The sequence below is a fragment of the Butyrivibrio sp. AE2015 genome, assembly GCF_000420825.1.
In the GTDB taxonomy this organism is placed as follows: Bacteria; Bacillota; Clostridia; order Lachnospirales; family Lachnospiraceae; genus Butyrivibrio.
This window is the reverse complement of the sequence record NZ_ATVR01000011.1, coordinates 53,715-80,024: the sequence shown is the minus strand read 5'-3', so window position 1 is coordinate 80,024 and position 26,310 is coordinate 53,715. Positions and strand designations below refer to the sequence as shown.

The 26,310-nt window shown below is 39.5% G+C and carries 22 protein-coding genes, 1 tRNA gene and 1 riboswitch; of the genes, 19 read left to right on the top strand and 4 right to left on the bottom strand.

Annotated features, from left to right (window positions below; genetic code table 11):
- Positions 1-5: 5 nt before the first annotated feature.
- The 15 genes from G585_RS0107670 (at position 6) to G585_RS0107600 (ending at position 17,846) form a co-directional block, all read left to right on the top strand.
- Entirely contained in the window at positions 6-950 is a 945-nt protein-coding gene (locus G585_RS0107670) for an ABC transporter permease (RefSeq protein ID WP_022774124.1), read from the top strand.
- Positions 950-1,762 (top strand): ABC transporter permease, encoded by an 813-nt coding sequence (locus tag G585_RS0107665; RefSeq protein ID WP_022774123.1) that lies wholly within the window; start codon positions 950-952, stop codon positions 1,760-1,762. The genes G585_RS0107670 and G585_RS0107665 overlap by 1 nt, the downstream gene beginning before the upstream one ends.
- Positions 1,753-2,553, top strand: coding sequence for an ABC transporter ATP-binding protein (locus G585_RS17555; RefSeq protein ID WP_051142971.1), 801 nt, complete (start codon positions 1,753-1,755; stop codon positions 2,551-2,553). Before G585_RS0107665 ends, G585_RS17555 begins: the two co-directional genes overlap by 10 nt.
- A gap of 13 nt (positions 2,554-2,566) precedes the next feature.
- Entirely contained in the window at positions 2,567-3,322 is a 756-nt protein-coding gene (locus tag G585_RS0107655) for an ABC transporter ATP-binding protein (RefSeq protein ID WP_026663848.1), read from the top strand.
- Between the two features lie 172 nt (positions 3,323-3,494).
- Positions 3,495-3,911 carry a hypothetical protein gene (locus G585_RS0107650; protein WP_022774121.1) on the top strand — a complete coding sequence of 139 codons (417 nt, stop codon included), beginning with the start codon at positions 3,495-3,497 and terminating at the stop codon, positions 3,909-3,911.
- 122 nt (positions 3,912-4,033) lie between these two features.
- Positions 4,034-5,443 (top strand): shikimate dehydrogenase, encoded by a 1,410-nt coding sequence (aroE, locus tag G585_RS19355; protein WP_022774120.1) that lies wholly within the window; start codon positions 4,034-4,036, stop codon positions 5,441-5,443.
- A 3-nt stretch (positions 5,444-5,446) separates the two neighbouring features.
- Positions 5,447-6,136: an epoxyqueuosine reductase QueH gene (locus G585_RS0107640; RefSeq protein WP_022774119.1), complete on the top strand. Its 690-nt coding sequence runs from the start codon at positions 5,447-5,449 to the stop codon at positions 6,134-6,136.
- Positions 6,136-6,687, top strand: a complete 552-nt coding sequence (locus G585_RS0107635; RefSeq protein ID WP_022774117.1) for a hypothetical protein — start codon at positions 6,136-6,138, stop codon at positions 6,685-6,687. Before G585_RS0107640 ends, G585_RS0107635 begins: the two co-directional genes overlap by 1 nt.
- Positions 6,688-6,776: 89 nt before the next feature.
- Positions 6,777-8,546 (top strand): arginine--tRNA ligase, encoded by a 1,770-nt coding sequence (gene argS, locus G585_RS0107630; RefSeq protein ID WP_022774116.1) that lies wholly within the window; start codon positions 6,777-6,779, stop codon positions 8,544-8,546.
- A gap of 35 nt (positions 8,547-8,581) precedes the next feature.
- On the top strand, positions 8,582-9,922 hold the full coding sequence (locus tag G585_RS0107625) for an MATE family efflux transporter (protein WP_022774115.1): 1,341 nt from the start codon (positions 8,582-8,584) through the stop codon (positions 9,920-9,922).
- A 109-nt stretch (positions 9,923-10,031) separates the two neighbouring features.
- Positions 10,032-12,530, top strand: a complete 2,499-nt coding sequence (locus G585_RS0107620) for a bifunctional diguanylate cyclase/phosphodiesterase (protein WP_022774114.1) — start codon at positions 10,032-10,034, stop codon at positions 12,528-12,530.
- A gap of 79 nt (positions 12,531-12,609) precedes the next feature.
- On the top strand, positions 12,610-13,473 hold the full coding sequence (locus G585_RS0107615; RefSeq protein WP_022774112.1) for a DegV family protein: 864 nt from the start codon (positions 12,610-12,612) through the stop codon (positions 13,471-13,473).
- 50 nt (positions 13,474-13,523) lie between these two features.
- Entirely contained in the window at positions 13,524-15,569 is a 2,046-nt protein-coding gene (locus G585_RS18890) for a SpoIIE family protein phosphatase (RefSeq protein ID WP_022774111.1), read from the top strand.
- Positions 15,570-15,736: 167 nt separating this feature from the next.
- Complete coding sequence (locus tag G585_RS0107605; RefSeq protein WP_022774110.1) at positions 15,737-16,216, top strand: hypothetical protein; 480 nt, start codon at positions 15,737-15,739, stop codon at positions 16,214-16,216.
- A gap of 89 nt (positions 16,217-16,305) precedes the next feature.
- Positions 16,306-16,380: riboswitch (cyclic di-GMP riboswitch) on the top strand.
- Between the two features lie 77 nt (positions 16,381-16,457).
- On the top strand, positions 16,458-17,846 hold the full coding sequence (locus G585_RS0107600) for a hypothetical protein (RefSeq protein ID WP_022774108.1): 1,389 nt from the start codon (positions 16,458-16,460) through the stop codon (positions 17,844-17,846).
- Between the two features lie 197 nt (positions 17,847-18,043).
- Here G585_RS0107600 and G585_RS0107590 read toward each other — a convergent pair whose 3' ends face one another.
- The 4 genes from G585_RS0107590 to G585_RS0107575 form a co-directional block, all read right to left on the bottom strand.
- On the bottom strand, positions 18,044-18,268 hold the full coding sequence (locus tag G585_RS0107590; protein ID WP_022774103.1) for a DUF6718 family protein: 225 nt from the start codon (positions 18,266-18,268) through the stop codon (positions 18,044-18,046).
- Positions 18,249-18,863, bottom strand: coding sequence for a hypothetical protein (locus tag G585_RS0107585; protein WP_022774102.1), 615 nt, complete (start codon positions 18,861-18,863; stop codon positions 18,249-18,251). Before G585_RS0107585 ends, G585_RS0107590 begins: the two co-directional genes overlap by 20 nt.
- Positions 18,850-19,161, bottom strand: a complete 312-nt coding sequence (locus tag G585_RS0107580; RefSeq protein ID WP_022774100.1) for a nucleotidyltransferase family protein — start codon at positions 19,159-19,161, stop codon at positions 18,850-18,852. Before G585_RS0107580 ends, G585_RS0107585 begins: the two co-directional genes overlap by 14 nt.
- Before the next feature lie 246 nt (positions 19,162-19,407).
- Positions 19,408-19,481 (bottom strand) — tRNA-Met (locus tag G585_RS0107575).
- Between the two features lie 233 nt (positions 19,482-19,714).
- Between G585_RS0107575 and G585_RS0107570 the strand changes: the two genes are divergently transcribed.
- The 4 genes from G585_RS0107570 (at position 19,715) to G585_RS0107555 (ending at position 26,309) form a co-directional block, all read left to right on the top strand.
- On the top strand, positions 19,715-20,653 hold the full coding sequence (locus G585_RS0107570) for a phosphatase PAP2 family protein (protein WP_022774099.1): 939 nt from the start codon (positions 19,715-19,717) through the stop codon (positions 20,651-20,653).
- Positions 20,654-20,657: 4 nt separating this feature from the next.
- Complete coding sequence (locus G585_RS0107565) at positions 20,658-21,962, top strand: alpha-amylase family glycosyl hydrolase (protein WP_022774098.1); 1,305 nt, start codon at positions 20,658-20,660, stop codon at positions 21,960-21,962.
- A 118-nt stretch (positions 21,963-22,080) separates the two neighbouring features.
- Positions 22,081-24,366 carry a hypothetical protein gene (locus G585_RS17545; RefSeq protein ID WP_022774097.1) on the top strand — a complete coding sequence of 762 codons (2,286 nt, stop codon included), beginning with the start codon at positions 22,081-22,083 and terminating at the stop codon, positions 24,364-24,366.
- A gap of 326 nt (positions 24,367-24,692) precedes the next feature.
- On the top strand, positions 24,693-26,309 hold the full coding sequence (locus G585_RS0107555) for an EAL domain-containing protein (protein ID WP_196802895.1): 1,617 nt from the start codon (positions 24,693-24,695) through the stop codon (positions 26,307-26,309).
- Position 26,310 lies beyond the last annotated feature (1 nt).

The following is a 26,310-nucleotide window of genomic DNA, read 5'->3' as shown; positions in this document are numbered from 1 at the left end:
GCGATATGAAATATATCATCAAAAAGTTTTTTTCAATGATTGTGACTTTGGTGGTGGTTTCGTTTTGCGTATTCCTCGCTTTTAACGTTATTCCGGGTGATCCGGCCCTTAGAAAACTGGGAACAGAAGCCTCACAGGAGCTTATTGAACAGACGAGACAACAGATGGGACTTAATGATCCACTTCTGGTCAGGTACGCCAGATGGTTTACCTCCTTTCTTCATGGAGATATGGGAACTTCCTATAACTACAATGTTCCGGTTGCGGGTATGATCATTGATAAGATCCCGATTACTCTGACAATGGCTATTATGTCATTTCTGCTTACGATTTTGGTTTCAATTCCTCTTGGAATCGCAACAGCTAAACATGAAAATGGTCTTTTGGACAAGACGATTACCATAACAAATCAGATAATTATGGCTATTCCACCTTTCTTTTCCGGAATCCTGATCACTTTCATATTTGGAATGATCTTTAAGCTGTTTACTCCGGGTGGATTCGTATCTTATACAGAAAATACGTCTAAATTTATCAGGTATCTGATTTTCCCTTCAGTTGCCATCGCACTTCCTAAGATCGCAATGACAGTTAAGATGCTGAGGTCGAGCCTTCTTGATGAGGCTGAAAAAGATTATACGAGAACGGCTTATAGCAGAGGAAATAATACAAGTGGTGTGCTTTACAGGCATGTACTTAAAAATGCCATGATACCGGTTATCACATTCTTTGGAATGCTTCTTGCAGACATGGTGGCAGGCAGTATCGTTATTGAACAGGTATTTAGCATTCCCGGAATCAGCAGGATTTTGCTGGCAAGTATCAGCAACAGGGATTATCCCGTTGTACAGGCGATCATTATGGGAATTTCAGCCATAGTTATCGTGATAAATCTTTTTGTAGATATAATTTACAGAATAATCGATCCAAGAATTGAGATAGCAGAGTGATGAAGGATTTCTTAAAAAAGCTGAAAAAAAATCCCTACATGATAGCGGGATTAATAATAACAGGGCTAATAGTACTCCTTGTAGTAGTGGGAATATTCTGGATGCCCTATGAACCTACCAAGATGAGTGCAACAGAAAAGCTTCAGGGTATTTCTTTTAAGCACCTTATGGGAACTGATAACATGGGACGTGATGTGTTCAGCAGAGTTATGTATGGAAGCAGGATCACGCTCCTTATAGCAATTGGAACCGTTTTGATAGGTGCAGGTGTGGGAACCATAATAGGCGCACTTACAGGATACTACGGAGGAGCCTTCGATGAAGTTATCATGAGGGTTATAGATGCTCTTTTTGCCTTCCCAAGTATTCTCCTTGCACTTGTTATTGTCAGTGTATTTGGAACCGGATGGTCACAGCTTCTTTTATCCCTTGGAATTGCCTTTGTACCTAGCTTTGCAAGGATAGTAAGAGGCGAGGTCTTAAGAGTAAAGAGCATGGACTACATAGAGAGTGCCAAGCTTCAGGGAGTGTCAGATATCAGAATGATATTTGTTCACATACTTCCTAATATTAAAAATGTTTTAGCTTCTTCAATCCTTATTGGATTTAACAATGCAGTTCTTGCCGAAGCAGGTCTTAGCTACCTTGGAGTAGGCTCACAGCCTCCTTTTGCAAGCCTTGGTAAAATGCTTTCAGATGCGCAGCAGTACATGTTTACAGTGCCCAGCATATGCTTATGCCCGGGAATTGTAATTGTACTTATGGTTTTAGGATTTTCCTTTTTGGGAGAAGGTATCAGAAGATGGAAATAATACTGGATGTAACAGATCTTCATATAGAATTTCATGATCATGAGCTTCCTGAAACAGTAGTAGAGGACTTTGATCTGATGCTTGGCAAAGGGGAAATTGTGGGCATTGTAGGTGAGTCAGGTTCGGGAAAAAGCATGAGTGCCCTGGCAATTGCAGGTCTTTTGAACAGGCATTCCATGGAAAAAACAGGAAAGATAATGTTTAACGGCGACAATCTTCTTACCTGTAACAGAAATAGGCTAAGGACCTATCAGGGCGATGAGATTTCAATCATTTTCCAGGAGCCGATGACTTCTCTCAATCCGGTTAAAAAAATTGGTTGGCAGGTGGAGGAACCTCTTTTTATCCATCATCCCAAGATAAGTAAGGCTGATAGGAAAAAGAGAGCTATTGCGATGCTTGAATCTGTTGGACTGGAAAATGCAAGCGAGGTTTACAATATGTATCCTCATGAGCTCTCAGGCGGAATGAGACAGAGAGTTATGATCGCAGCTGCAATGATAGGCAATCCGCAGATCCTGATTGCTGATGAGCCGACTACAGCGCTGGATGTCACTGTGCAGGCTCAGATTGTAGAGCTCCTCAAAAAGCTTAACAGAGAAATGGGAACATCGATTATTTTTATTTCTCATGATCTTAGTCTTGTCAGACAGCTTTGTCAGCGAGTTATTGTTATGCAGAAGGGCGTGATCGTGGAAACAGGAAATACAGAAAATGTATTTAGAAACCCCAGGGACCCATATACTAAAAAACTCATAGCTGCCATACCCAAAATTGATCTTGGAGATTGAAAGGTCTGCGAATATGGAAGAATCAAAGGTACTTAAGGTAGAAAACCTTAATGTATATTATAAAAACAGAAAAAGAAAGCCTTTTTCAGGGCAGAGGAAGATTCATACTCTCTATGATGTCAGTTTTGAGATGGAAGAGGGTGAGGTTCTTGCTATAGCAGGTGAGAGCGGTTGCGGAAAATCAACTCTTGCAAGGGCGATAGTAGGTATCAATAAGGATTATACCGGCACTTTGTGGCAGAAATATGATGGACCTCAGATGGTGTTTCAGGATCCATACAGCTCGCTTAATCCGGCCAAAAAGATAGGATGGCTTTTGGAAGAACCGTTAAAGGTAGATAAAAAGCGCAAGTGGACGAGTGAGGAGCGCAAAAAGAGAGTCGAAGAAATCATGGGGGAGATAGAGCTTCCTTTGGAGATGCTTGACAGGTACCCTTCTCAATTGTCAGGGGGACAAAGACAGAGAATATGTATCGGGATAGCGCTTATGAGATCGCCGAGGCTGTTGATTGCTGATGAGCCTGTATCGGCTCTTGATGTTACGATCCAGGCCCAGATAATGGAACTATTGCAGAACCTTCATAAGAGGCTCGGAATTTCCATTATATTCATTTCCCACGATCTTAGAGTCGTATATCAGATAAGTGATCATGTGATGATCATGAAATCAGGAAGAGTCGTGGAATATGGAAAGACCCGCGATGTTTATAAGAATCCTCAGGATGAATATACTGTCCAGCTTCTTAAAGCTGCAGGAATCCGTCAGTAAGTGGCAATTTATTTATAAAATATAAAAAGGATTAAATTAATCTTAAATAACGTTCTGACCGTCTAAAATGTTATTTTATTCCCATATAATGGTATTAAGAGATTCAGAAAAGTATCCGATATTCTTTTTGAAGTGATTGTGGGAATAATTACAGGAAAGGAGGCAGGACGTTATGGCATTAAATAGATTAGGAAATGGCCTTTCAGGTTACAATGCATATAATATCCCGCCAGCCAGCGACAGGAGCGCGCAGATTGCTCCGGTAAAAGAAGCACAGGATACCAGCGTAGATCTCGGCGAACCTAAACAGCAAGAGAAAAAGATGGATCTTACTGTTGAGGTACCTAAAAGAGATAATGCATCTATTGAAAATGTTGCTATTTCTTTAGGAGTGTATGATGGCATTTCAGTTGATCTCTTTGGCGGAGACGGAATTGCATCAAATGATATGAAACAGGCAATTTCAGGAATGAAAAAAGATCATATCCTTCATGAGTATCAGTATTTTGTAGGAAACAAGGATATGACCGGCAAGGCTGCCAATGTTATTTCAGGAACAGAGGATGGACTTGTTATTAAACTTAACTGATATATTGGGAATGTTGAAGCTACCGCTTGCGGTAGCTTTTTTTCGTTACTCTGATTCTCTTGCGTTACAGGTGAATTAAAGGTAAAATTTACTGAATAAGATAACCACGCGGGGTGAGAGTTATGAACTACACAGATGGATATACAAGAACATGCGGACTCATTGGTAATCCTGTAAAACATACAATGTCACCGCTGATACATAATTCACTTGCTTCTATGACAGGGATAAACATGGTCTATGTTCCCTTTGAGGTAAAGGAAAAAGAGCTTAAGAATGCCATAAAAGGAGCTGTGGCTCTTGATATTCAGGGCATGAATGTCACTATACCTTATAAGACGGATGTTATTCCATTTCTTGAAGATGTTGATCCGCTTGCAAAGGCCATTGGAGCAGTTAATACTCTTGTAAGGACGGAAAATGGCGGCTTTAAGGGATATAACACAGACATGACGGGTCTTTATCATGCAATGCAGGATGAAGGAATAGAGCTAAAGGATCAGACAGTGGTTATTCTTGGCGCCGGTGGTGTCGCCAGACCGACAGCTTTTTTATGTGCCAATAAAGGGGCAAAAAAGGTATATATACTAAACAGAACCTTTGAAAAGGCTGTAGATGTGGCAGATGAAGTAAACCTTGCACTTGAGCTTAATGATAGCGATGAGAAGGTAGTACCGATGCTTCTTGGAGATTATCGTAAGGTTTTGGAATCAGAAGATAGCTTTATTGCTATCCAGTGTACTTCAGTAGGTCTTTTCCCGGATGTTAACAGCGCTGTAATAGAGGATGAAGAGTTTTATAAGAAGGTATCTTCAGCAATGGATCTTGTGTATAGACCCCTTCAGACAAAGTTCTTGAAGCTTGCAAAAGAGGCGGGAGCCAGGACATTTTCGGGGCTTAAAATGCTTCTTTACCAGGGAATTGATGCTTATGAACTCTGGAATGAGGATAAGGGTATTAAGATAACAAAAGATCAGGCGGATGAGATCTACAGATCTATGATGCTTGAAGTTGTTGGAGCGTCCAATATTGTGCTTGAAGGCTTTATGGGAAGCGGAAAGAGCACTGTTTCCGAGCTTTTGTCTGAAGAACTGATGCTGGAGCTCATTGATACAGATGAAGTCATTGAAGACACTGAGGGAAGAACTATAAACGAGATCTTTGAGACAGAAGGTGAGGCTTCTTTTAGAGAAATGGAGACTGATCTTTTGGAGGCTATAGATTCTGATCACTGGAGAGAGTTTGTTATCTCCCTGGGAGGCGGAATGCCTGTAAAAGAGGAAAACAGAGAGCTTTTAAGGAAAATTGGAAAGGTTGTATACTTAAGGGCAAAGCCTGAAACAATTTTTGAGAGAGTAAAGGATGATGATAAAAGACCTCTTTTAAAAACCGAGGATCCTCTAGCAAAGATAAAAGATCTTTTAGAAGAGCGTGCAGCATTCTATGAAGATGTTGCTGATATGATAATTGATACAGATGGTAAGACTCCTTTAGAGATTACAAAAGAGATAATAGATAAACTGGGTTTATAAGGAATGAACAAAAGAAATTATTCAAAAGAGCTTGAGGGAAAGATAGAGTATTTTCAGAAAAACGGTGAATATCCAAAGCTCTTATTACACGCCTGCTGTGCTCCGTGTTCTTCATATTGCCTTGAGTATTTGAGGGAGTATTTTGACATAACTGTTTTTTTCTACAATCCCAATATTACTTCTGAGAATGAGTACTCGAAGCGCGTTATTGAGGAAAAGAGACTTATAGCCGAATACAACAGACAGGTTGAGGAAAAAGACTTTGATGGGATGAATTCTGATGAGAAAGCCCGAAAGATTAAGATTCTGGAAGGCTTTTACGACCCAAAAGAGTTTTATGAAGTTACAAAAGGTATGGAGCATTTAAAAGAGGGCGGAGAAAGGTGCAGAAAGTGCTTTGAACTGCGACTTGATGAAACAGCGAGAGTGGCAAAAGAAAAAGGCTTTGATTATTTTACTACTACACTTACGATCAGTCCTTTGAAAAATGCGGAAGTTTTGAATGAAGTGGGAGAAAATGCGGCGCAAAAGGCCGGAAGCAGATTTTTGCCATCGGATTTTAAAAAGAAAAACGGATACAAGCGTTCAATTGAGCTATCCCATAAATTTGATCTGTACAGACAGGATTTTTGTGGATGCAGTTATTCAAAGGCTCAAAGGGAGCAGGAAAAACGGGAAAGAGATGGGGAGTAATGGATACAGGTATAAATGAAAATGATTTACCGGATTCACTGGTGCTTCACGATCCGATAACTGGAGAACCTATTCAAAAACAATATGATGATAGTCAGATTGTACTTGACCCGCTAACGGAACAGCAGCTTGCCAATCAGGAGCGATTGTACCAAAACAGGCAAATGCAGAAATGGCAGCAGACTTATGGAAAGTACTATGATTATCCTGCTGCAAAGAACTCTGCTGATAATCATGAAGTACCTATGGAGTCAGGCTATAAAATACTGTGCTTTCTGTCTCTTTTGGGATTTATAATCTCCAGGTTTGGCGGCTTTGGCTTGCTGACGAGTCTGGGCTTTTTTGGTGTCCTGAATATTATCATGGTTCCATTGCTTCTATGGTTTGTAGGAGTTATTGGATTCATCTTGATGATAGTTGCAAGAGTCAAAAACAAAAAAAGCATATTTGGTAAGATCGTCATGTGGTTATACATCATTGACTTTGTTTTGAAGGGACTCTTTGTACTCCTTATGGTTTTGGATGCAGCGGGATTTTTTTGGCTTTTTTAACCATTGATAGAACAGCTTTATTCTGTTAAAATTCATTAGTCTGATTTTAAATTATGATTATTTTTTTATTATAGAAAGAAGGGTAAGTTTTGGAAAAAGTACTTGAACTCATATCAAAAGAAGTTTCTGATGCTTTTGAAGCAGCAGGATATGACAGGGAACTTGGAAAGGTAACTATTTCTAATAGACCTGATCTGTGCGAATACCAGTGTAATGGTGCAATGGCCGGTGCCAAAAAATATGGCAAGGCTCCTTTTGTGATCTCTGATGCTGTAGCCGAAAAGCTCCAGGGAAATGAAATGTTTGAAAAAGTAGAGTCTGTTAAACCGGGCTTTCTTAACATCACTGTAAGCGGAGATTTTGTAAGAGGCTACATTGTAAGAATGCTCCATGAGAAGCACATGGGAGTAACTCTTCCGGGACATGAGCCTACATTTATGCTTGATTACGGCGGACCAAACGTTGCAAAGCCTCTTCATGTAGGACACCTTCGCTCAGCAGTTATTGGTGAGAGTATTAAGAGAATTTTGAAATACAACGGTTACAAGGTAATAGGCGATATTCACCTTGGTGACTGGGGACTTCAGATGGGACTTGTTATCACAGGTCTCAAGGAGAGAAAACCTGATCTTTGCTATTTTGATCCTGATTATGAAGGTGCATATCCTAAGGAAGCTCCTTTCACTGTCAGTGAACTTGAAGAGATATATCCTGCAGCCAGCAAGAAGTCAAAAGAGGATGAGGCATTTAAGGCCGCAGCTATGGAGGCTACAAAGCTTTTACAGGATGGTTACAAGCCATACAGAGCTCTTTGGCACCATATTTTGAACGTATCTGTTGCCGATCTTAAACAGAACTATAAAAAACTTAATGTAAACTTTGATCTCTGGAGAGGTGAGTCTGACGTTCATGATGTTATTCCGGGAATGGTAGACTACATGAAGCAGCACGAGTATGCATACCTCAGCCAGGGAGCACTTGTTGTTGATGTTGCAAAAGAGACTGATACTAAAGAGGTTCCTCCATGCATGATCCTTAAGTCTGATGGAGCTTCTCTTTACAATACAACTGATCTTGCTACTATCAAGCAGCGTATGGAAGAGTTCCATCCACAGGGACTTATCTATGTGGTTGATAAAAGACAGGAGCTTTATTTTGAGCAGGTATTCCGCTGCGCAAGAAAGACAAAACTTGTTATGCCTGAGACAGAGCTTCATTTTGTAGGCTTTGGTACAATGAATGGAAGCGATGGCAAGCCATTTAAGACAAGAGATGGCGGAGTTATGCGTCTTGAAAATCTCATAGCTGAGATTGATGAGAAGATGTACACAAGGATCAAGGAAGGAAACCTGGATATTTCTGATGAAGAAGCTCGTGATACAGCTCACAAGGTTGCTCTTTCAGCGATCAAGTATGGCGATCTTTCTAACCAGCCATCCAAGGATTATATCTTCGATGTTGAGAAGTTTACTTCATTTGAGGGAGATACAGGCCCATATATCCTTTACACTATCGTCCGTATCAAGTCTATTCTTAAAAAGTACGAGGCAGAAGGAAAGAGTGCTAAGGAAGCTAAGCTTGATAAGCCTGACAGCGATGATATGAAGAACCTTATGCTTCAGCTTACAAGATTTGCAGATGCAGCAGAAAGTGCTGCAAGAGACCTTGCTCCAAATAGGATCTGTGCATATATTTATGACCTTTCAAATGCATTTAACAGTTTCTATCATGGAACAAAGATCCTTGCTGAAACAGATGAGAACAAGAAGGAAAGCTACATTGCACTCCTTGTCATCACTCTTAAGGTCCTCGAAACAGGTATCGATCTTTTAGGCTTCGACGCACCTGAGCGCATGTGAGCGATATAAGGATTGCGTTTTTTTAGAGGAATAACATGAATAATAACCATATGTTCAGCAACAGAAAGCTTCTTCTGTTGCTGATTCCTATTATAGCTGAACAATTCTTAAACTCCCTTATGGGAATGGCTGATTCCATGATGGTCAGTAACGTTGGAGCAGCAGCTCTTTCGGGAGTTTCACTTGTAGACTCCATCAATAACCTTGTGGTGCAGGCTTTTAATGCCATGGCTACAGGTGGCGTCATTATCTGCTCCACATATATTGGACAGAAGGACATAAAAAGAGCTTCAGAAGCTGCAAGGCAGGTTATCTTAGTATCTACATTTATTTCTGTTCTTTTGATGATCCTTGGTCTTATCTTCAGAATGCCATTGTTAAAGCTCATATTTGGAACTGTTGAGGCTGATGTAATGGAAGCGGCAGGTGTTTATTTCTTCCTTACAATTCTGTCTTACCCCGGAGTTGCGTTGGCAGCTGCTGGTAGTGCGATATTCAGGGCACAGGCCAATACAAGGCTTCCAATGAATGTAGCTATAGTATCCAACATCCTTAACGTAACAGGTAATGCACTTTTAATCTGGGGCTTTGGACTTGGCGTATATGGCGCAGCTCTTGCGACTATGTTGTCCAGAATTTTTTCAGCGGTAGTTCTTTTGATATTTCTAAGAAATAAAGACTTGGAGATCAGCATAAGAGATTATCTGTCGATCAGGCCTGATAAAGACAAGATTCACAGAGTTCTTGCCATGGGCATTCCTAATGGCATAGAGAATTCTATGTTCCAGTTTGGTAAGCTGGCAATACAGTCTTCCGTATCTATTTTGGGAACAACAGCTATTGCTGCTCAGTCTATGACCAATATATTTGAAAATGTAAATGGCGTTGCCGGAATAGGCGTAGGAATAGGACTTATGACGATAGTTGGTCAGTGCCTTGGTGCAGGCAGGAAGGATGAGGCTATTTACTATACCAAGAAGATGATCCTTTGGGGCTACATAGCTATTTTGAGCAGCTGTCTTTTTGCTTATGCGATCGCAAGACCAGTGACTTACCTTGCGGGAATGACTCCTGAAAGTGCAAGCCTATGTATATACATGCTTGGATGGATCACGATCGCCAAGCCTGTTTTGTGGTCACCATCCTTTGTTATCCCATATGCTTTAAGAGCTGCGGGAGATGTTAAGTTTTCGATGATAGTAGCAACACTTACCATGTGGCTTTGCAGAGTTACACTTGCTACATTCCTTATCAGGGTTGTGGGAGTTGGTGCTATTGGTGTATGGATTGGAATGTTTGCTGACTGGGCTATAAGAGGTGTTATTTTTACCATAAGATTCAGGCGTGGAAACTGGATACACAAGGTTGTTGCATGATCCGAGAATTATGTATTCAAGATTTTATACAATTTTAATTCTATTTGATAATGAATAGAAATATAATTAAGATAGTCACTTTTTCGATAGCAATTTTGGGTAAAATCGCATGAAGAGAAAGAACTATCTTTTTTATTTGAGGTATATATTAGCTGCAATGGGTGTGGTTTGCCTTATTGCAGCTTTTGGCATGCTTGGACAACATATGCAGCAAAATGCATTCAGGCGTCTGCCGCAGATTCCTTCAGAAGTAAAGCATAAGGTGTTAGTTCTTAGTTCTTACGAACCTACGTATTTTACATTTGAAGATCAGGAAATGGGCCTTAAAGAGGGATTATATCCCAACGGAATAGAATTTGACACGGTTTATATGAATACAAAGAAATTTGGTACCGAGCAAGACATTGAAACTTTTCATGATTACTTCAAGGATAGGTTCCTCAGGGATAAAACATATGAGGGTGTTCTTGTTGGTGATGATGATGCCCTTAAATTTGCGCTAAAGTATCAAACGGAACTCTTTAAAGGAATGCCCCTTGTATTTTATGGAATAAATGATCTGCAGTTTGCCGAGGAGGCAAGCCACAATCCTATGGCAGCTGGATTTTATGAAAAAGACTATCTGCAGGAGACTATGGAAACTGCAATGGAAAGCCTCCCTGACAGAAAAACTCTCGTTGCTCTTCATGATGAATCTGCGGCGGGAGTAGCAGATATGAATATTTTTTATTCATTAGCAGATAAGTATCCTGATTATACATTTATAGATATAGACAGTTCCGCCCTTTCTCAGGAGGAGCTCATACGAAGTCTCCAGAATCTGCCTAAAAACTCAATATTGTTTTATATGACTTGTTATAGTGACAAGTACGGAAACAATTATTCTATGCTCAACAGAACAAGAACTGTTGTCAACAATGTGACTGTTCCTATATTCAGAAATTATTCCGGCGGCAGAGATGCGGGAGTTTTGGGTGGAACCTTTATGGATTTTAGGGTTCAGACAAAAAATGCTGCGCAGATCATGTGTGATGTTTTAAATCATGATGTAGAGATTTCGGAGTATAGTTTGATCATGGATACTCCAAGCAGGACTGAATACAATTATCCTCTTGTTATGGAGTATGGAATCCATATAGATAATCTGCCAAAAGACACAATATATATAGACAGGCCTACGACTTTTTTTGATAACTATAGTGAAATACTTCCGGTAGCATTGCTGATGATCTCATCAATGGTACTATTTATCGCTGCAATGTATGCGGCTCTTAAAAATGAGAAAAAAGTAAATGAGGCGCTTAGAGATTCAAAAGAAGAAATAGAAAATTCTCATTACAAATTGCAATATCAGGCCCAGCACGACGAGTTCCTTGATGTATTTAACAGGCGAGCTATGGTTGAGTACCTCAATGACAACGTGACAATGAATCAGGTCTATTCGATAATAATGCTTGATATAGATGGCTTTAAAGATGTTAATGAAAACTATGGACATGAAGCAGGAGACAAAATTCTTAAAACTATAGCTGATCATCTGCAGAGTTTTTGTCACTCCAACGGAATGACTCTGGGAAGGTATGGCGGTGATGAATTTTTGATCTATTGTCCTTCAGAAAGGCTTGATGAGAATTCTAAGAAGATATGTGATCTGAAAAAGCTCTTTTCACAGTCTTTTACCTCAAACGGGATAAATATTGCTCTTTCTGCCAGCATGGGTATTTCCAATTCGGATGGCCTTTCATATCCCGAGCAGCATATTATAAATGCTGAGATTGCAATGTATGAAGCAAAAGAACGCGGAAGAGGCATGATATTTGTCTATGCCGACGTGATGAAAGATAAGGTAAATAACGAGGAGAAGATAAAGACGCAGTTTATAAAAGCCTTTGAAAAAGACGGCTTTTATATGAAATATCAGCCAAAGGTTTCGGCTGATACAAAGGAACTTGTGGGATTTGAAGCGCTCATCAGAATGAAAGATGGCTCCTATGAACCAAATCTTTTTATCCCTGTTGTCGAAAAGAGCGGGTGGATCACGAGACTTGGCAGACATGTGACGTTAATGGTTGTTAAACAGTTGTCTGAATGGATGGCACAGGGGAGAAAGCTATATCCTATATCAATTAACTTCTCGAGTAAGCAGATACATGATATTGGATATGTTTCTTTCTTAAAAGAACTCTTGGATATCTATGATGTAGATCCAAAGTACCTCCAGATTGAGATTACCGAGAGTCTTCTTTTGGAAAACTCAATACAGACTGACGACCTGTTCGAAGGTCTGAAGAGACTGGGAATTAAAACTCTTCTCGATGATTTCGGAACCGGCTATTCATCACTTGCTTATCTTATCTATGTCCCTGTAGATGACATAAAGCTTGATAAATCATTGGTAGACGCTTATTTGATTGATGGCAAGGATAGCTTTATTGAGGATGTTATAAAGCTTGTTCACGATATGGGCAAGACTATAACTATAGAGGGAGTGGAGTATGAGTGGCAGTATGAGAAACTTCGCAAGTATGGAGCTGATACTATACAAGGGTATTATTTCAGTAAGCCACTTGATCCGAATGAGGCAATTTCTTTTGAAGTAAAGAGATAGAAATGTGAGAAAAACGCGCATTTATGCCATATTCATGGTATAATAAAGTTTACAATAATTTTTTTTACGAGGAGCTAGTATGTCTTTTGTTGTATTTACGGATGGGTCGGCAAACCTTCCGGGGAAAATGTCTGAGGGGATAACTATATTGCCGTGTAGTTATATGTTAAACGGAACTGAGGTTGTGTATGAGGGAGATGTTGAGGAATTTGATGCTCATTCTTTTTATGAGGGGCTTAAGAATGGCGATAAAGTGAAAACATCACTTTTAAATACACATCTTTTTATGGAACATTTCAGACCTGTACTGGAGAATGGGCAGGATATTGTATATATAGCAATGGCAGCAGGTATAAGCGGAACTTACAATGCTGCTATTAATGCCGCTGATGAACTTATGGAAGAATTTCCTGACAGATTTATCCATATAGTTGATTCGAAGGGTTGCGGATTTGGAAGCGGTATTTTAGCAATTAAGGCTGCAAAGCTTTCAAAAGAGGGTAAGAGCTGCAAAGAGGCAGCACAGATCTTAGATGATGCTGTGCCTCATGCATGCCAGTATTTTACAGTTGATGATCTTAACTTCCTTAAGAATACAGGCCGAGTAAGCGGGGTAACCGCGAGCATCGGAACAATTCTTAATATCAAGCCGATTCTTTTTGGAGACAGTACAGGTCACATTATTTCCTGCAGCAAAGTAAGAGGCAGGAAAAATGCTATAAGTGCTATAGCTGCTAAGTACTCTGAAAAGAGAATGGAAACTGATGACAACATCGTGTGCATTTCTCACGGCGATTGCTACGATGATGCCGTTAAGCTTTCCGAGATGGTAAAAGAGATAAATCCAAAGGCTGAGGTCACGATCTGTCAGCATGAACCTTTTTCAGGAGCCCATGTGGGACCTGGAATGCTTGGACTATTTTTCTGGGGGAAAGAAAGATAAAATAATCCTTGTTGATCATGTATGTATTATCTATGAGGGGATTTGCTTATATGATTCTTATGTTGATGAAAATGTCAGGAATAACGGCACTTTATGTTGCATTGACGGTGTTCCTGTGGAAACTTCTAAAGGACAGGAGACAGACTTTTGTCATAAAGCTGTCTCTTGGGCTTATCTATGGTATGTGTTCTGTACTATCTACGCATTGCGCTGTGGATTACGGAGACATGCTTCTTAATCTCAGAGATGTCGCTCCACTTGCAGCGGGACTTTTTTTTTACCCTGCTTCAGGTATCATTGCAGGTCTTATCGGCGGAATAGAAAGATATATTGCCGGAACATATTTCGGTGTTGGCTCATACACCCGAATAGCCTGTAGCGTATCTACCTGCCTTGCCGGTTTTGTTGCCTGGCTTATGCATTCAAAAGTATTTGAAGGAAAAAAGCCTTCTCCTGTATATGCTCTGTTCATGGGTGCTGTTATGGAAGTTTTCCATATGTACGTGGTTTTCATAACTCACAGAGATGATATGAGAATGGCATTTCATGTAGTAAGCCTCTGTGCCGGACCGATGATAGTATTCGCAGGAATATCTCTTTCACTTATGTCAATTATTCTTCAGATTCGATCCGGTGAGTGGAATAATCCTTTTAAGGATATGACAGGAGAGAAAGTATCTGTATCCCAGAGATTTCAGCGCTGGCTCTTTTTGATAACCACAATTGTTATTGCCGGCAATTTTGCCTTTTCTTACATTATCCAGACTCAGTCTGCTTCTCAAAATGGCAGAAATAGCATAATAGAGACTTCTCAGAGCGTAAAGAGCAGATATCTTGAAGTATCAAAAAGACTTACCGCAGAAGGAAATGAATTCTTTGAGATCATAGATGCAGACGGCGATATCATTGCCGGAAAGCATAAAGAAGGTAAGCTTAGCGAAGACGTTCTTAATGCTCTTTTAGAAAAAAAGGATGCGGAACTCTTTGAAGGACAGTTCTTTGAAGAGGTGTCACTTAATAAGGTTGATGGCATTGGCGTTGATATGCTTCTTTTGACATATATACCTTACAGTGAGCTCTATTGGTATAGAAATGCCCAGGCCTACGAAGCTGCCCTTGCAGATATTCTTTTGTTTACTGTTATTTATGTACTGATTGCATTTTTGGTAAAGCAGATAGTTATCAGCAATATCGATCTTATCAATGCTTCGCTTGATAAGATAACAAATGGCGATCTTGATGAAGTTGTTCAGGTAAGAAACTCATCAGAGTTTGCTTCACTTTCAGACGATATCAATCAAACAGTTGAAACCCTTAAAGGATACATAGCTGCTGCGGAAAAGAGGATAGAACAGGAGCTTATCTTTGCAAGGACGATACAGGAATCGTCTTTGCCAAGGAACTTCCAGTTTGCTACTTTGAAGGATAATATCGAGATATTTGCTTCTATGAAGGCGGCAAAAGAGGTTGGTGGTGACTTCTATGATTTCTTTTTTGCTGGTCCCGGGAAACTTGCTTTTGTAATTGCTGACGTTTCAGGAAAAGGAATTCCTGCGGCTTTGTTTATGATGAGAAGTAAGACTGCTATCAGAAGCTTTGCGGAACTTGGGAAGAGTCCTGCTGAGATTATTTTTAAGACCAATAATACACTTTGTGATGGAAACGATGCAGAGATGTTTGTGACCGTGTGGATTGGAATTTTGGATGTGGCGACAGGTGTTATGAAGTGCGCCAACGCCGGTCATGAGTATCCTCTTATCAAACACGCTGGTGGTGATTATGAGCTGTTTAAGGATAAACACAGCCTTGCTCTTGCAGCAATGGAAAACCTGCAGGCAAGGGAATATGAGATAACACTGGTGCCCGGAGATAAGATATTTGTTTATACAGACGGTATTCCTGAGGCAATCAATGAAAATATTGTCCAGTATGGCACTGACAGGCTTCTTGCTACTATCAATTCTGTAAAAGACAAACCGTTTACAGAAGTTTTACCGGCAATTTCTCAGGATATTGCAAACTTTAGAGGAAAAGCTGAGCAATTTGATGATATTACAATGCTTGGCTTTGAGTTAAAGAGTTTGCGCAATCACTAGATATAGTATTTCTACTTTATAAATATAATTAAATATTTACTTTATTTTATAGATTCTTAATCGTTTTCGTACGAAATCCTGTCTATACTAAATATAGATTTTTGCTTTTCTTAAGTTTGATTCGTATAAATAATAGAAGACTAAACTTAAGAGAACGGGAGGTTTGTATGAAAAAGATTGTTCGTATTAAAGAGATAAATGATATTACTTTGGCTTTTATGATGCTTGGACTTGCTGAGACTATATTTGGAGCAGCAATGCTGGGCGCAGGCCTTTGGAGTTATAGCAGAGAGATATTTTTGACAAATATAATGGTAGATGCTCTTATTCACGGAAGCGCACTTGTTTTAAACGGAAGCCTTCTCGTAACACTCTGCTTGATGTCAACATTATTTGCAGTAAGTAAGGCTAAAGTAAATATACTTTTTTCATTATCATCATTATCTATGGCAATAGTTCTTATCGGGATCATTCGTGAGCTTTGCATTGGAGGAAATGGTTTTGGACTTATCTTTTCTGTGATAGAGCTTGTGATCTGCGGAATCGTTCAGTTTGTACTGTTTACCACAAAGCGTTACCTAGGAAGAAGATCGAACACGGAGAATTATTCCTGGTCAAATGAAATGGTGCTTAAGAAGGTTGGATAAACCAAAAGCGAAAGTTGTTTTATCCATTTTTTATATATAATTTCTTTACAACAGGGAAATAATCTGTTATTAATGAGTATCAGTTAAAGTTAATATATCAGCAAAGCCGGAGCAATCCGGTGACGCAAAGCTATAGGGTCTTTATGAGACAGCCAGTTGCATTTTTTTAGTCGGGAAACTGCTTGTCTTTATGGTAAGCAGTTTTTTTATATTCATTTTTATTTCATGGAGGTGGATTTTAATGAAAGGACATTTAGTAGCTGCCAAAGTTTTGAGTGGGCTTGTTGCAGCAAGTCTCATCGGTTCTCCGATAATTGCTTATGCTGGAACATCAGGATATGTTGGTGAAGAATCCAATGCATTTAATGATGAGACTGAAAGCGGCGAAGGGTTTACCTGGAATTCTGGCGACAGCATACTTACTTTGACAGACGATGTTGATGGTGATGTCGTGGCTGATAATGATATTACTGTTACAACAAACAATGACCCTGTTACAGTTTCCGGAAATATCGAAGTAAGTACATCCGATTCTTCAACCAATGCTGATCTTACAATTAATAGTGCCAACATTACTGCAGGAGGTTCCATTTCTGCTGATGGAGATTTGAGGATAACAGAATCAACTGTATCTGCTGATGGCATAAACGGTGGAAAAGACGGTAAAGGAACAGATGGAGATGTTATTATCACTGATTCAAATGTAACAAGTACAGGCAGTATTGAAGCTGGAAGACAAGACCAGATGTCTTCTCATGCTCAGGGCGAATACGGAAACCATAATGTTGTTATCAACAACTCAAATGTTGCTGCTGAAAATTCTGGACAGTTTCCTATTGCTGCAGTAGGTGGCACGATTACTCTTAATGATAGCTATATATCTTCTCCTTCTGATGGGTCAATTCTTAATCAAGGTTATTATGGAACGGATATTCATGCAGGCGAAATCGGAAGAATCATAACTTCATCTGAAGACTATGCATACAAAGGAAACGTCACTATTACAGCCGGTACAAAGCCTTCATCAGAGTCTTCATCAGATTCAGACGCTTCTGGTACAGATAGTGGAAGCAGTGCATCTTCAGATGACAATAATTCATCAGGATCAAATATAACAACCACGTCAGACTACGCTAATGTATACACATCTGATATATCAAATGGTAATTTTGCAGCTGTATCAAATAATTCAGGTGCGGCTACTGTAGCAGTAAAAGATTCAAATGGAAAGTCAGTGAACGTTGTTGTTGACCTTAGTTCTGCAAGTGCTTCTGCGGGCAATTCATCAAAGATAACAGCAACAATTGTTCCTGCTCTTGATAGAAACGGAAATGAAAACAACGGACTTGATAAAAACGCACAGGCCCTCAATACAGCAATAACAGAGTCCGGAAAGACTCCGATTGAAGGCGCTCTCTTTATCAGAGCTTATGCAGCAGGAGTAAGCCTTACAAAGCTTGAAGCACCAGCAAAATACACATTTACTCTCGATAAAGCTTATGAAGGAAAGACCATAACAGTATATGTTAGAACTGTTACAGGTGAGGTTCATTCCTATGATGCAGTAGTAACAAACGGTAAAGTTCAGATAAACACGGAATTTTTAGGGACAGTTGCTTTTGCGATGTGAGATTGGATGGCCCTACAACCCCGTCCCTGGGGGCCACTTTGGGGCACAAAAAAAGGAAAGCATGAATGCTTTCCTTTTTTTAGTAGCGAGAGGGGGATTTCACCCTTTAACGAAGTCCTAGAAACCACAAGAAAGGAGGATTCCAGGACTGCCAATCATCAAAGTAACCAATGAAAAAATAAAAAGTAACCAAACAATTACATATTTAGCACAGCTTCTTTGAGTTCTGATTCAGTCTTTACAAAGCTGTATGGCTCATATTCACCATAAGCAGAAGGTCTGCTGATAGTCACAAGCTGTATTCTATCAAGTCCTACTTTTGAAATGAGTTCTTTTTTGAGTGCAACAAGTTCAGGACCGTGCTTAGTCTTTAATGCTACACAACCTCTTTTGTTTATATCTTTAGCTACGAGATAGCACATCTTTTAACACCTCCTCAAAATCTATATCGGATTTTATATTTCCACGTTCATACTCTGTTCGCATTATTTTACCAATTGAATTGTCATACCCTTTTTTATACAGGAATGAATGTAGCCAGTTATTTAATTGTCTATCATAATATGTGTTGTACTGAATTTCAATAGGGTAATGGTAGTGGTCTATCTGGAAGTATACGTGAATTCCTCTGTATCCATCATCATTTGATTTACCCATAGACATATCTGCAACTCTGAAGTTCTTTTCTTTGCTTAATGCCAGTATATCTGAGTATGAATCACAAAGAGACCTAAAACCTAGTAAATCATTAAATACTTTTTCTGCAAGGGTATCTGGGTAGTATCTTTCATATTTGTGATGAGCAGACTGTTCTGACTTAATTCTGTAGTCTACAGCTATGCTATCAAGGATATCACCCTGAGTGTCATAGAAGCTGATTGCATTATCTACATCTTTTAGTATTGATTCTTTATCAAAATGATGAAGATTCTTTTTCAGGCTTATATCTAGTTCTGATTTATATGAAAGTATGCTAAGTATCTCAGTTGAGAGACCATCTTTTTCAAGTAGATTCAATCCAAATACCATCCTTCAATATGTTTTTATAAAACTCAGAAGATTTATCAATTTCTCGCTCTTCATAGACATCCACATCCTTACCAGACAAGTCATATAGCTCATCAGCTATGCAAAAAACATCCGTAGGGTCAAAGTCTTTGCCTCCCAATACCACAATATCGATATCAGATTCTTCAGTAGCTTCTCCTCTGGCATAAGAACCAAACAGGATAGCTCCTTTGGCTGAATACTTTTTAAGGAGAGGTTTGACTAGCTCTTTGATATCATCAACTGTATATTTTTCTAATACAACCATCCTAAAATCCTCTTATCTAATAACAAGGAAACATAATCTTTACAAGCCTATTATAGCATTTCTACGGGTTTATGTCTTTTTTGAATTCAGCAATCAAGGAGAGGGAATTTTTGCTTCAAAGAAAGTAGAAAGAAGTGATTGAAAGGAATCTCTTTTAAGAATCATAAAAATGGACCACAAACCCCGTCCCTGGGGGCCACTTTGGGGCACAAAAAAAGGAAAGCATGAATGCTTTCCTTTTTTTAGTAGCGAGAGGGGGATTCGAACCCTCGACACCGCGGGTATGAACCGCGTGCTCTAGCCAACTGAGCTATCTCGCCATATGGGCTTTGTCGTTCTGTCTGTCGCAGCCGACTCGTATAATATACCTCAGACTAACCGGTGTTGTCAACACAATTTTTTAAAAAAACTTGGAAAAATATCTCTTAAATTTCTAATTTGTGCTAATTCAAGCATAAGTTACCCAAACACCGATTTTGAATTGTGTTAAGATATAGTAAAGTGCTATGTTTGCACTTTAGACATCATTTGGGAATGAGCGAGGAAAATTTTTATGAATTTAGTTGTTGGGAGATCATTTTATTTTGACTTTGAAGTGATATTTATGCAGTGGCTCCAGAGTGTTTTGGGAGAAAAAGGAGCAGAAATAATATCGCATTTCTCTGCTTTTGGCGAAGAAATGCTGCTTATAGGTATACTGGGATTTATATTCTGGTGCTATGACAAGAAATATGGAACTTATATTGGAATAAATGTTATTGTTGGACTTGTTCTTAATCCTCTTATCAAGAACATTTTCTGGAGGAGAAGACCATATTTTGATCATGGGGCCATAAAGTGTTTCAGACCTGTGGAAAAAGATGCTGATCTTTATGATATTGCAGCGCAAGGATTTTCTTTTCCCAGTGGCCATTCTACAAACTCAGTTACAGCGTATAGCTCGATAGCTATGTATAAAAAGAAAATGGCTTTTACTGTACTTGCTTTTGTTATTCCGCTACTGGTTGGCTTTTCAAGAGTGGCAGTTGGTGTACATTACCCAACTGATGTTATTTGCGGATGGCTCTCAGGTCTTTTGATAGTTCTTTTGATCCCATTTATCTTCAGCAAGGTAAATGAAAAGAAACACTGGATTGTTTATATTGTGATCTTTTTGATTTCATGCCTTGGACTATTTTATTGTAAGACAAGCGACTATTTCACTTCTTTAGGTCTTATGGGTGGATTTTTTGTTTCTGTCGAATTTGAAAAGAAATTTGTGAATTTTGAAAATACCAGAAATCCGCTTTTTTGTGTAACAAGGATAATTGGCGGCTTTGTGATCTATTTTGCAGTGAATACTCTTTTAAAACTCCCATTTAGCAAGGAGTTTTTGGATTCCGGAGTTTTTCTTGCAGGACTTGTAAGAAGTATTAGATATTTTTTAGTTTCCTTTGCTGCTATTGGCTTATACCCTTATGTTTTTAGATTGGAAAAGAAGTTTAGGAGGTAAACTCATGTGGGCTTATGAAACATCTTTTTATCAGATCTATCCCCTTGGATTTTGCGGGGCACCTTTTGAAAATGACGGTGTGCTGGAGCACAGGATATTAAAGGTCATAGATTGGATTCCTCATTTGAAAAAGCTTGGCGTGGGCGCAGTTATTTTTAACCCGGTGTTTGAGTCGGATACTCACGGCTACAATACAAGGGATTATAAAAAGATCGATGTGCGCCTGGGGACAAATGCTGATTTTAAGAAGGTTTGCAAAGCTCTGCATAAGGAAAATATAAGAGTTGTGCTTGATGGTGTGTTTAACCATGCAGGCAGAGGCTTCTTTGGCTTTGAAGATGTTAAGGAAAAGAAGTGGGATTCTTCCTATAAAGACTGGTTTAACATAAGCTTTGACGGAAATAGCAATTATAACGACGGATTTTGGTATGAAGGCTGGGAAGGCAACTACGATCTGGTAAAGCTCAATCTGAAAAATCCTGCCGTTACGGATTATCTTTTGGAGAGCATTAAATTCTGGATCGATGAGTTTGGAATAGACGGCCTTAGACTCGATGTAGCTTATTGTGTGGATACTGACTTTTTAAGAAGGCTCCGCCATGATACTAGTGAGTGGAAAGAAGACTTCTTTTTAATGGGTGAGATGATAGGCGGCGACTATAACCGCATCATGTCTGATGAACTCTGCCACAGTGCCACTAATTATGAGTGTTATAAAGGAATGTTTTCTTCCTTTAACAGCATGAATATGTTTGAAATAGTCCATTCACTTCTTAGGCAGTTTGGACCTGAGAATTGGACGCTTTATAAGGGAAAGCACCTTCTCTCTTTTGTGGACAATCACGATGTGAGCAGGATAGCAAGCACGCTTTCTAGGCCGGAGCATTTAAAACTTATCTATACATTGATGTTCGGAATGCCAGGTATTCCCACGATCTACTATGGAAGTGAATGGGGCGAAAAAGCTGATAAATCCCAGGGAGATCCGGCTTTGAGGCCATGTTTTGACAGGCCGGACTGGACAGATCTTACAGATGTGATTGCAGCGCTGTGTAAGGCAAGAGAAGGCTCTAAGGCACTTAGTTACGGCGGCTTTTCATCGCTTCTTTTAACTAACAGGCAGTGCATATTTGAAAGAGAGGCAGATGGAGACAGGATGATAGTTGTGATAAATGCTGACGAGAATAGCTTCCATGCTGATTTCAATGCAAGAGCCGGCAAGGGGAAAGATATGATAACGGGAAAAGACATTGATTTTGGCGGAGGACTGGATATACCTCCTTACACCGGATATCTTATTCAGGTTTAAATAGACACAAGAATAATATTTTGAGTCTCCATGTCACAAGCAAAAATACTTTTTTAGAGTGCTTATAAGATAATATTTATGTAGTACAACAAAAGAGTATATGGAGGATGCTTAGAACATGAAAATACATTTTGACAAGCTTTATAAGGATGATAGAAAAAAAGAACTGTGCGGGCTTGGTATTCCATTTCCAAAGGGCGAAGTTTCCTTGGAAAAGTATGAGTCTTTGTGCGTTATGGATAAAGATAAAGCGATTCCTTCCCAGTTTAAGATAACTTCTACCTGGGAGGATGGGACTGTAAAATATGTTTTTTCAAGGTTTTTAGCTGATCTTCCGGGCAATGCAGATAAGGATTTTGACCTTGAGTTTTCAGGCAAAAAAGCTGATCTGGATGCGAAGATCGATATAAGTAAAGATGGAGACTTTATATCTGTTTCCAATGGAGTTATAAGCTTCAAGGTAAAAAATAATACAGATGGTATTTTTGAAGAATTTTTTTATCAGGGTAAAAAAATAGACAGAGAGAGGTTTGCAGGCCCTGTTTTATGTGCAGCAGGTGAAGAGTTTGAAACAGTTTTTGATGATTTCAAAGTAGTTGAAGAGGGCAAAATATATGCTGCTCTTGAGGCAAATGGAAGATTTATAGAAAAAGAAAAACACCTTTCGGGAGAGGGTATAAAGTTTACCTTCAGGTTTTATGTAACTGCCGGAAAGCCATGGATTGAGTGCGCTGTAAGACTCTTTAACTGCACTGATGGTGATTTTGAGCCCCAGTCTCTTACGTTTGAAATAAAAAACAGTTCAGAAGATAAAAAAGACAAGATCAGAACAATGGTTGCAAGATCTAATTACAAGACTGTCATTACCACTGGCAATGAGGGCGAAGAGGTCTCTTTACAGATTATGGCTGAGATGCTTGAAAAGGAAGCTAATGAGCATTTTGCAGAAGTGTTCTATGGTACTTTTTTTGCTGACTGTACAAGCTACGATTCAGGAATGGGAATATGTGCAACTGTATTTCAGGCACAGCAGAACTTTCCAAAAGCAGTAAAGGCGTCAGCTGACGGAATATGCATTTCTCTTATTCCTGATCAGGAAGAGACTAAAGTAAAGTCGCAGAGTGAACCTGTGGTATTTAGCTCAGGAATGGCAAGAGAGCAAAAGATTCTACTTCATTTTCACGAAGCTGATCTTGATGTATATGAGATAAATAACAGAAGTCTTATTTATCAGATGCCTGATACACCTTTGCTTGCTCCTGAGGTCTTTGAACAGGCAGGAATCATGCCGGATATCTTTTTACCTGAAGAAAAAAAGGTAGATGACTATGAACTGGCGCTTATCGACAAGGCAGATAATCATGTGCGCTGCTATGGAATGCTGAACTGGGGGGATGGACCTGATCCGGGATATACCAGCCAGGGCCGCGGAGGCGGAAGGCTTGTCTGGACCAATAACGAGTACGATTATCCTCATGCAATGTATATGATGTACGCAAGGAGTGGAATAAGGAGATTTCTGGGCTACGCCAATGTGGCAGCTATGCACTGGATGGATGTGGATGTTTGTCATTACAGCAAAGACGATCTCCAGATCGGCGGGCAGTGGGAACACATAAATGGCCATACCGGTGGCTCAAAAGATGGGAATGGATGCACCGGAGTTCTGGCCTGCAGCCATGAGTGGGTCGAAGGCCTCTTGGACTATTATCATTTTACCGGGGATGAAAGAGCTCTTGAAACAGCTATAGGAATAGGCAAAAACGTTCAAAAACTTCTTGATACTCCTATGTTCAAGACTCCGGGAGAGAGCAGTGCCAGAGAGACCGGCTGGGCCCTTAGAAGCCTGTCTGCGCTATACGTTGAAACCCATGATGAGAGCTGGATAGAAAAGTGTGAGTGGATCGTTTCTCAGTTTGATGAGTGGAACAAAAAGTACGGACACTGGCTTGCACCATATACTGACAATACAACCATCAGAGTTGGATTTATGATCTCTGTGGCTGTCGGCTCGCTTATGCGCTACTACAGAGTTTTTCCTTCGGATAAGTTAAAAGAGATGATCCTGGGCGCTATAGATGATATAGTCAAGAATCAGATGAATCCTTACGGACTTTTCTATTACAAAGAACTTCCGAGCCTTGCCAGAAATGGAAATAATCCGCTGCTTCTTGAAGCTATGGCTATTGCCTATGAGCTTACAGGGGATGCTTCATATCTGGATAAGGGAATAAAGACATTCAAAAAACATATGGCATCTGCCGGATACAGTCTGGGGCAGAAAAAAATTATTGAAGATACTGTAGTTGTTGGCAGTGGAGCACCTAAGGCTTTCGCACAGGGATTTTTGCCACTTGCCTTGTTCTATACCAAGGTTGTAAAAGCAAATAAGTTGTTGTTGTAAAGAAACTATATTATAATTAATTTATGGAAATACGTACACCTATTGTTGCAATTATAGTACTTTCTATATTGATCATCATTTACCTGCGCAAGACAAAACCGCAGCTTAGTTCATCGCGTGTTTTTTTCGTCTTTCTCGTGATGGCATTTATAAATATTCTCTCTGAAATAACAGAATGCTATGTATTTGTGTATCTTGGAGGATCTTATAATGTCTTAAGGCGCGGTGTTCAGAATTTTTATATAGGATCTCTTTTGATATGTACATATGTGATGACATTATACATCTGTTCGAAAGTAACTATCAGAAGAGGCATATCTGCAAGGATGAGCGCAATACCTTCTATCCCGCTTGTGGTCGGATTGATTTCGATACTTATTGGAAAAGCAAGGTATGGAAGGACTCAGACAGGCTTTTATTACAACTATGGAACTATGGTAATAGTTTGTTATTCCATAGGCTTCTTTTACCTACTTGCCATGGTGGTAGGTCTTGTGGTTCATAGAAAACGTCTTAGGCGAGAAGAGTTTATAACTCTTTTTTCAGGAGCATTAGCATGGCTTTTCCTTGCGGCATACCAGTATTATACAAAGGGAATTCAGGTGTCTTCCATAGCCATGATGATCATGGCTCTTGTGGTATTTTTAGTCATTGAGAATCCTAAGGAACTGTTTGAGAGGGCGCTTCCTAATGTAAAAAATAAGGATGCCTTCACAATGTATCTTTTGGAGAAGTATGGACTCGAGAAGCCGTTTTTCATTATCTCTGTCATTTTTACCGGAAAGACAAGTGTTCAGACTGCAGCCAACAGAGACGAACTATATAAACTTCAGGCCAATGTGGCTGAGCTTGTTCAGGATAAACTTGATATAGACAGTTATCTTTCAAATTGGAATACACTTAGTTTTGTTGTTGCTTCTCCTGAAAAGATAGAAGAGTTTATGAACATCATAAACAATTACAAAGTGGATGGTGGTAATTATAAACTTACCTTTGCTGTAATAGATGCTCTTAAGTGTGCAAAAGACGCCAATGAGGCTCTTCAGATCCTGACATATGTTTCCGGAGAATATATCTACAAACAGTCAGCACCGAATTTGGTGATTGATGAGAGCGTTATCGACAAGATGAGGTACAGAAACACTATCGAGGATGTGGTAAGAGAGTCAGTGAGGAATAATGCTTTTGAAGTTTATTACCAGCCAATCCTTTCGGTTAAAGACGGAGCTTTTTCATCATCAGAAGCGCTGGTAAGACTTAAAAGACCTGATTCGGCGAATTATATTTCTCCTGAAGATTTCATTCCGATAGCTGAGAAATGCGGTCTTATCCAGCAGATTGATGATCTGGTGTTTGAAAAAGTATGCTCTTTCATCGCAAAAGAAAATATTTCAAGCTTTGGAGTAAAGACTATCGAGGTCAACCTTTCAGGCAATGAAGTTGTTGATCATCAGGCGTTTGAAAGACTTAGCCGGAAAATGGAAAAGTACCACATCCCACCTAAGTTTATCAATTTTGAAATAACAGAGACGGCCTACATAAATAATGATGAGGCTTTCAGAGAAAATGTCAGAAGGCTCAAGGAAATGGGAAGCACCTTCTCAATGGATGACTTTGGATCGGGGTACTCTAATCTCCTTGAAATACTCAAGATGGATTATATCCTGGTCAAAATGGATAAGGAATTCATATGGAACTGCCTTGATAAGGAAAGGCCTGAAAACCTGAAAATGCTTCAGTATACCATAAATTTCCTGAAGGAGTACGGGCTTCATATTCTGGCGGAAGGTGTTGAGACAATGGAGCAGGCGAAGATCCTTATAGATAACGGAGTTGAGTATTTGCAGGGATTTTATTATTCAAGGCCTATTCCTGAAAAAGAATACATAGAGTTTTTGAACACACAAAAAGGGCTTTTTGAGCCAAGCATGAAAGGAGAATGAT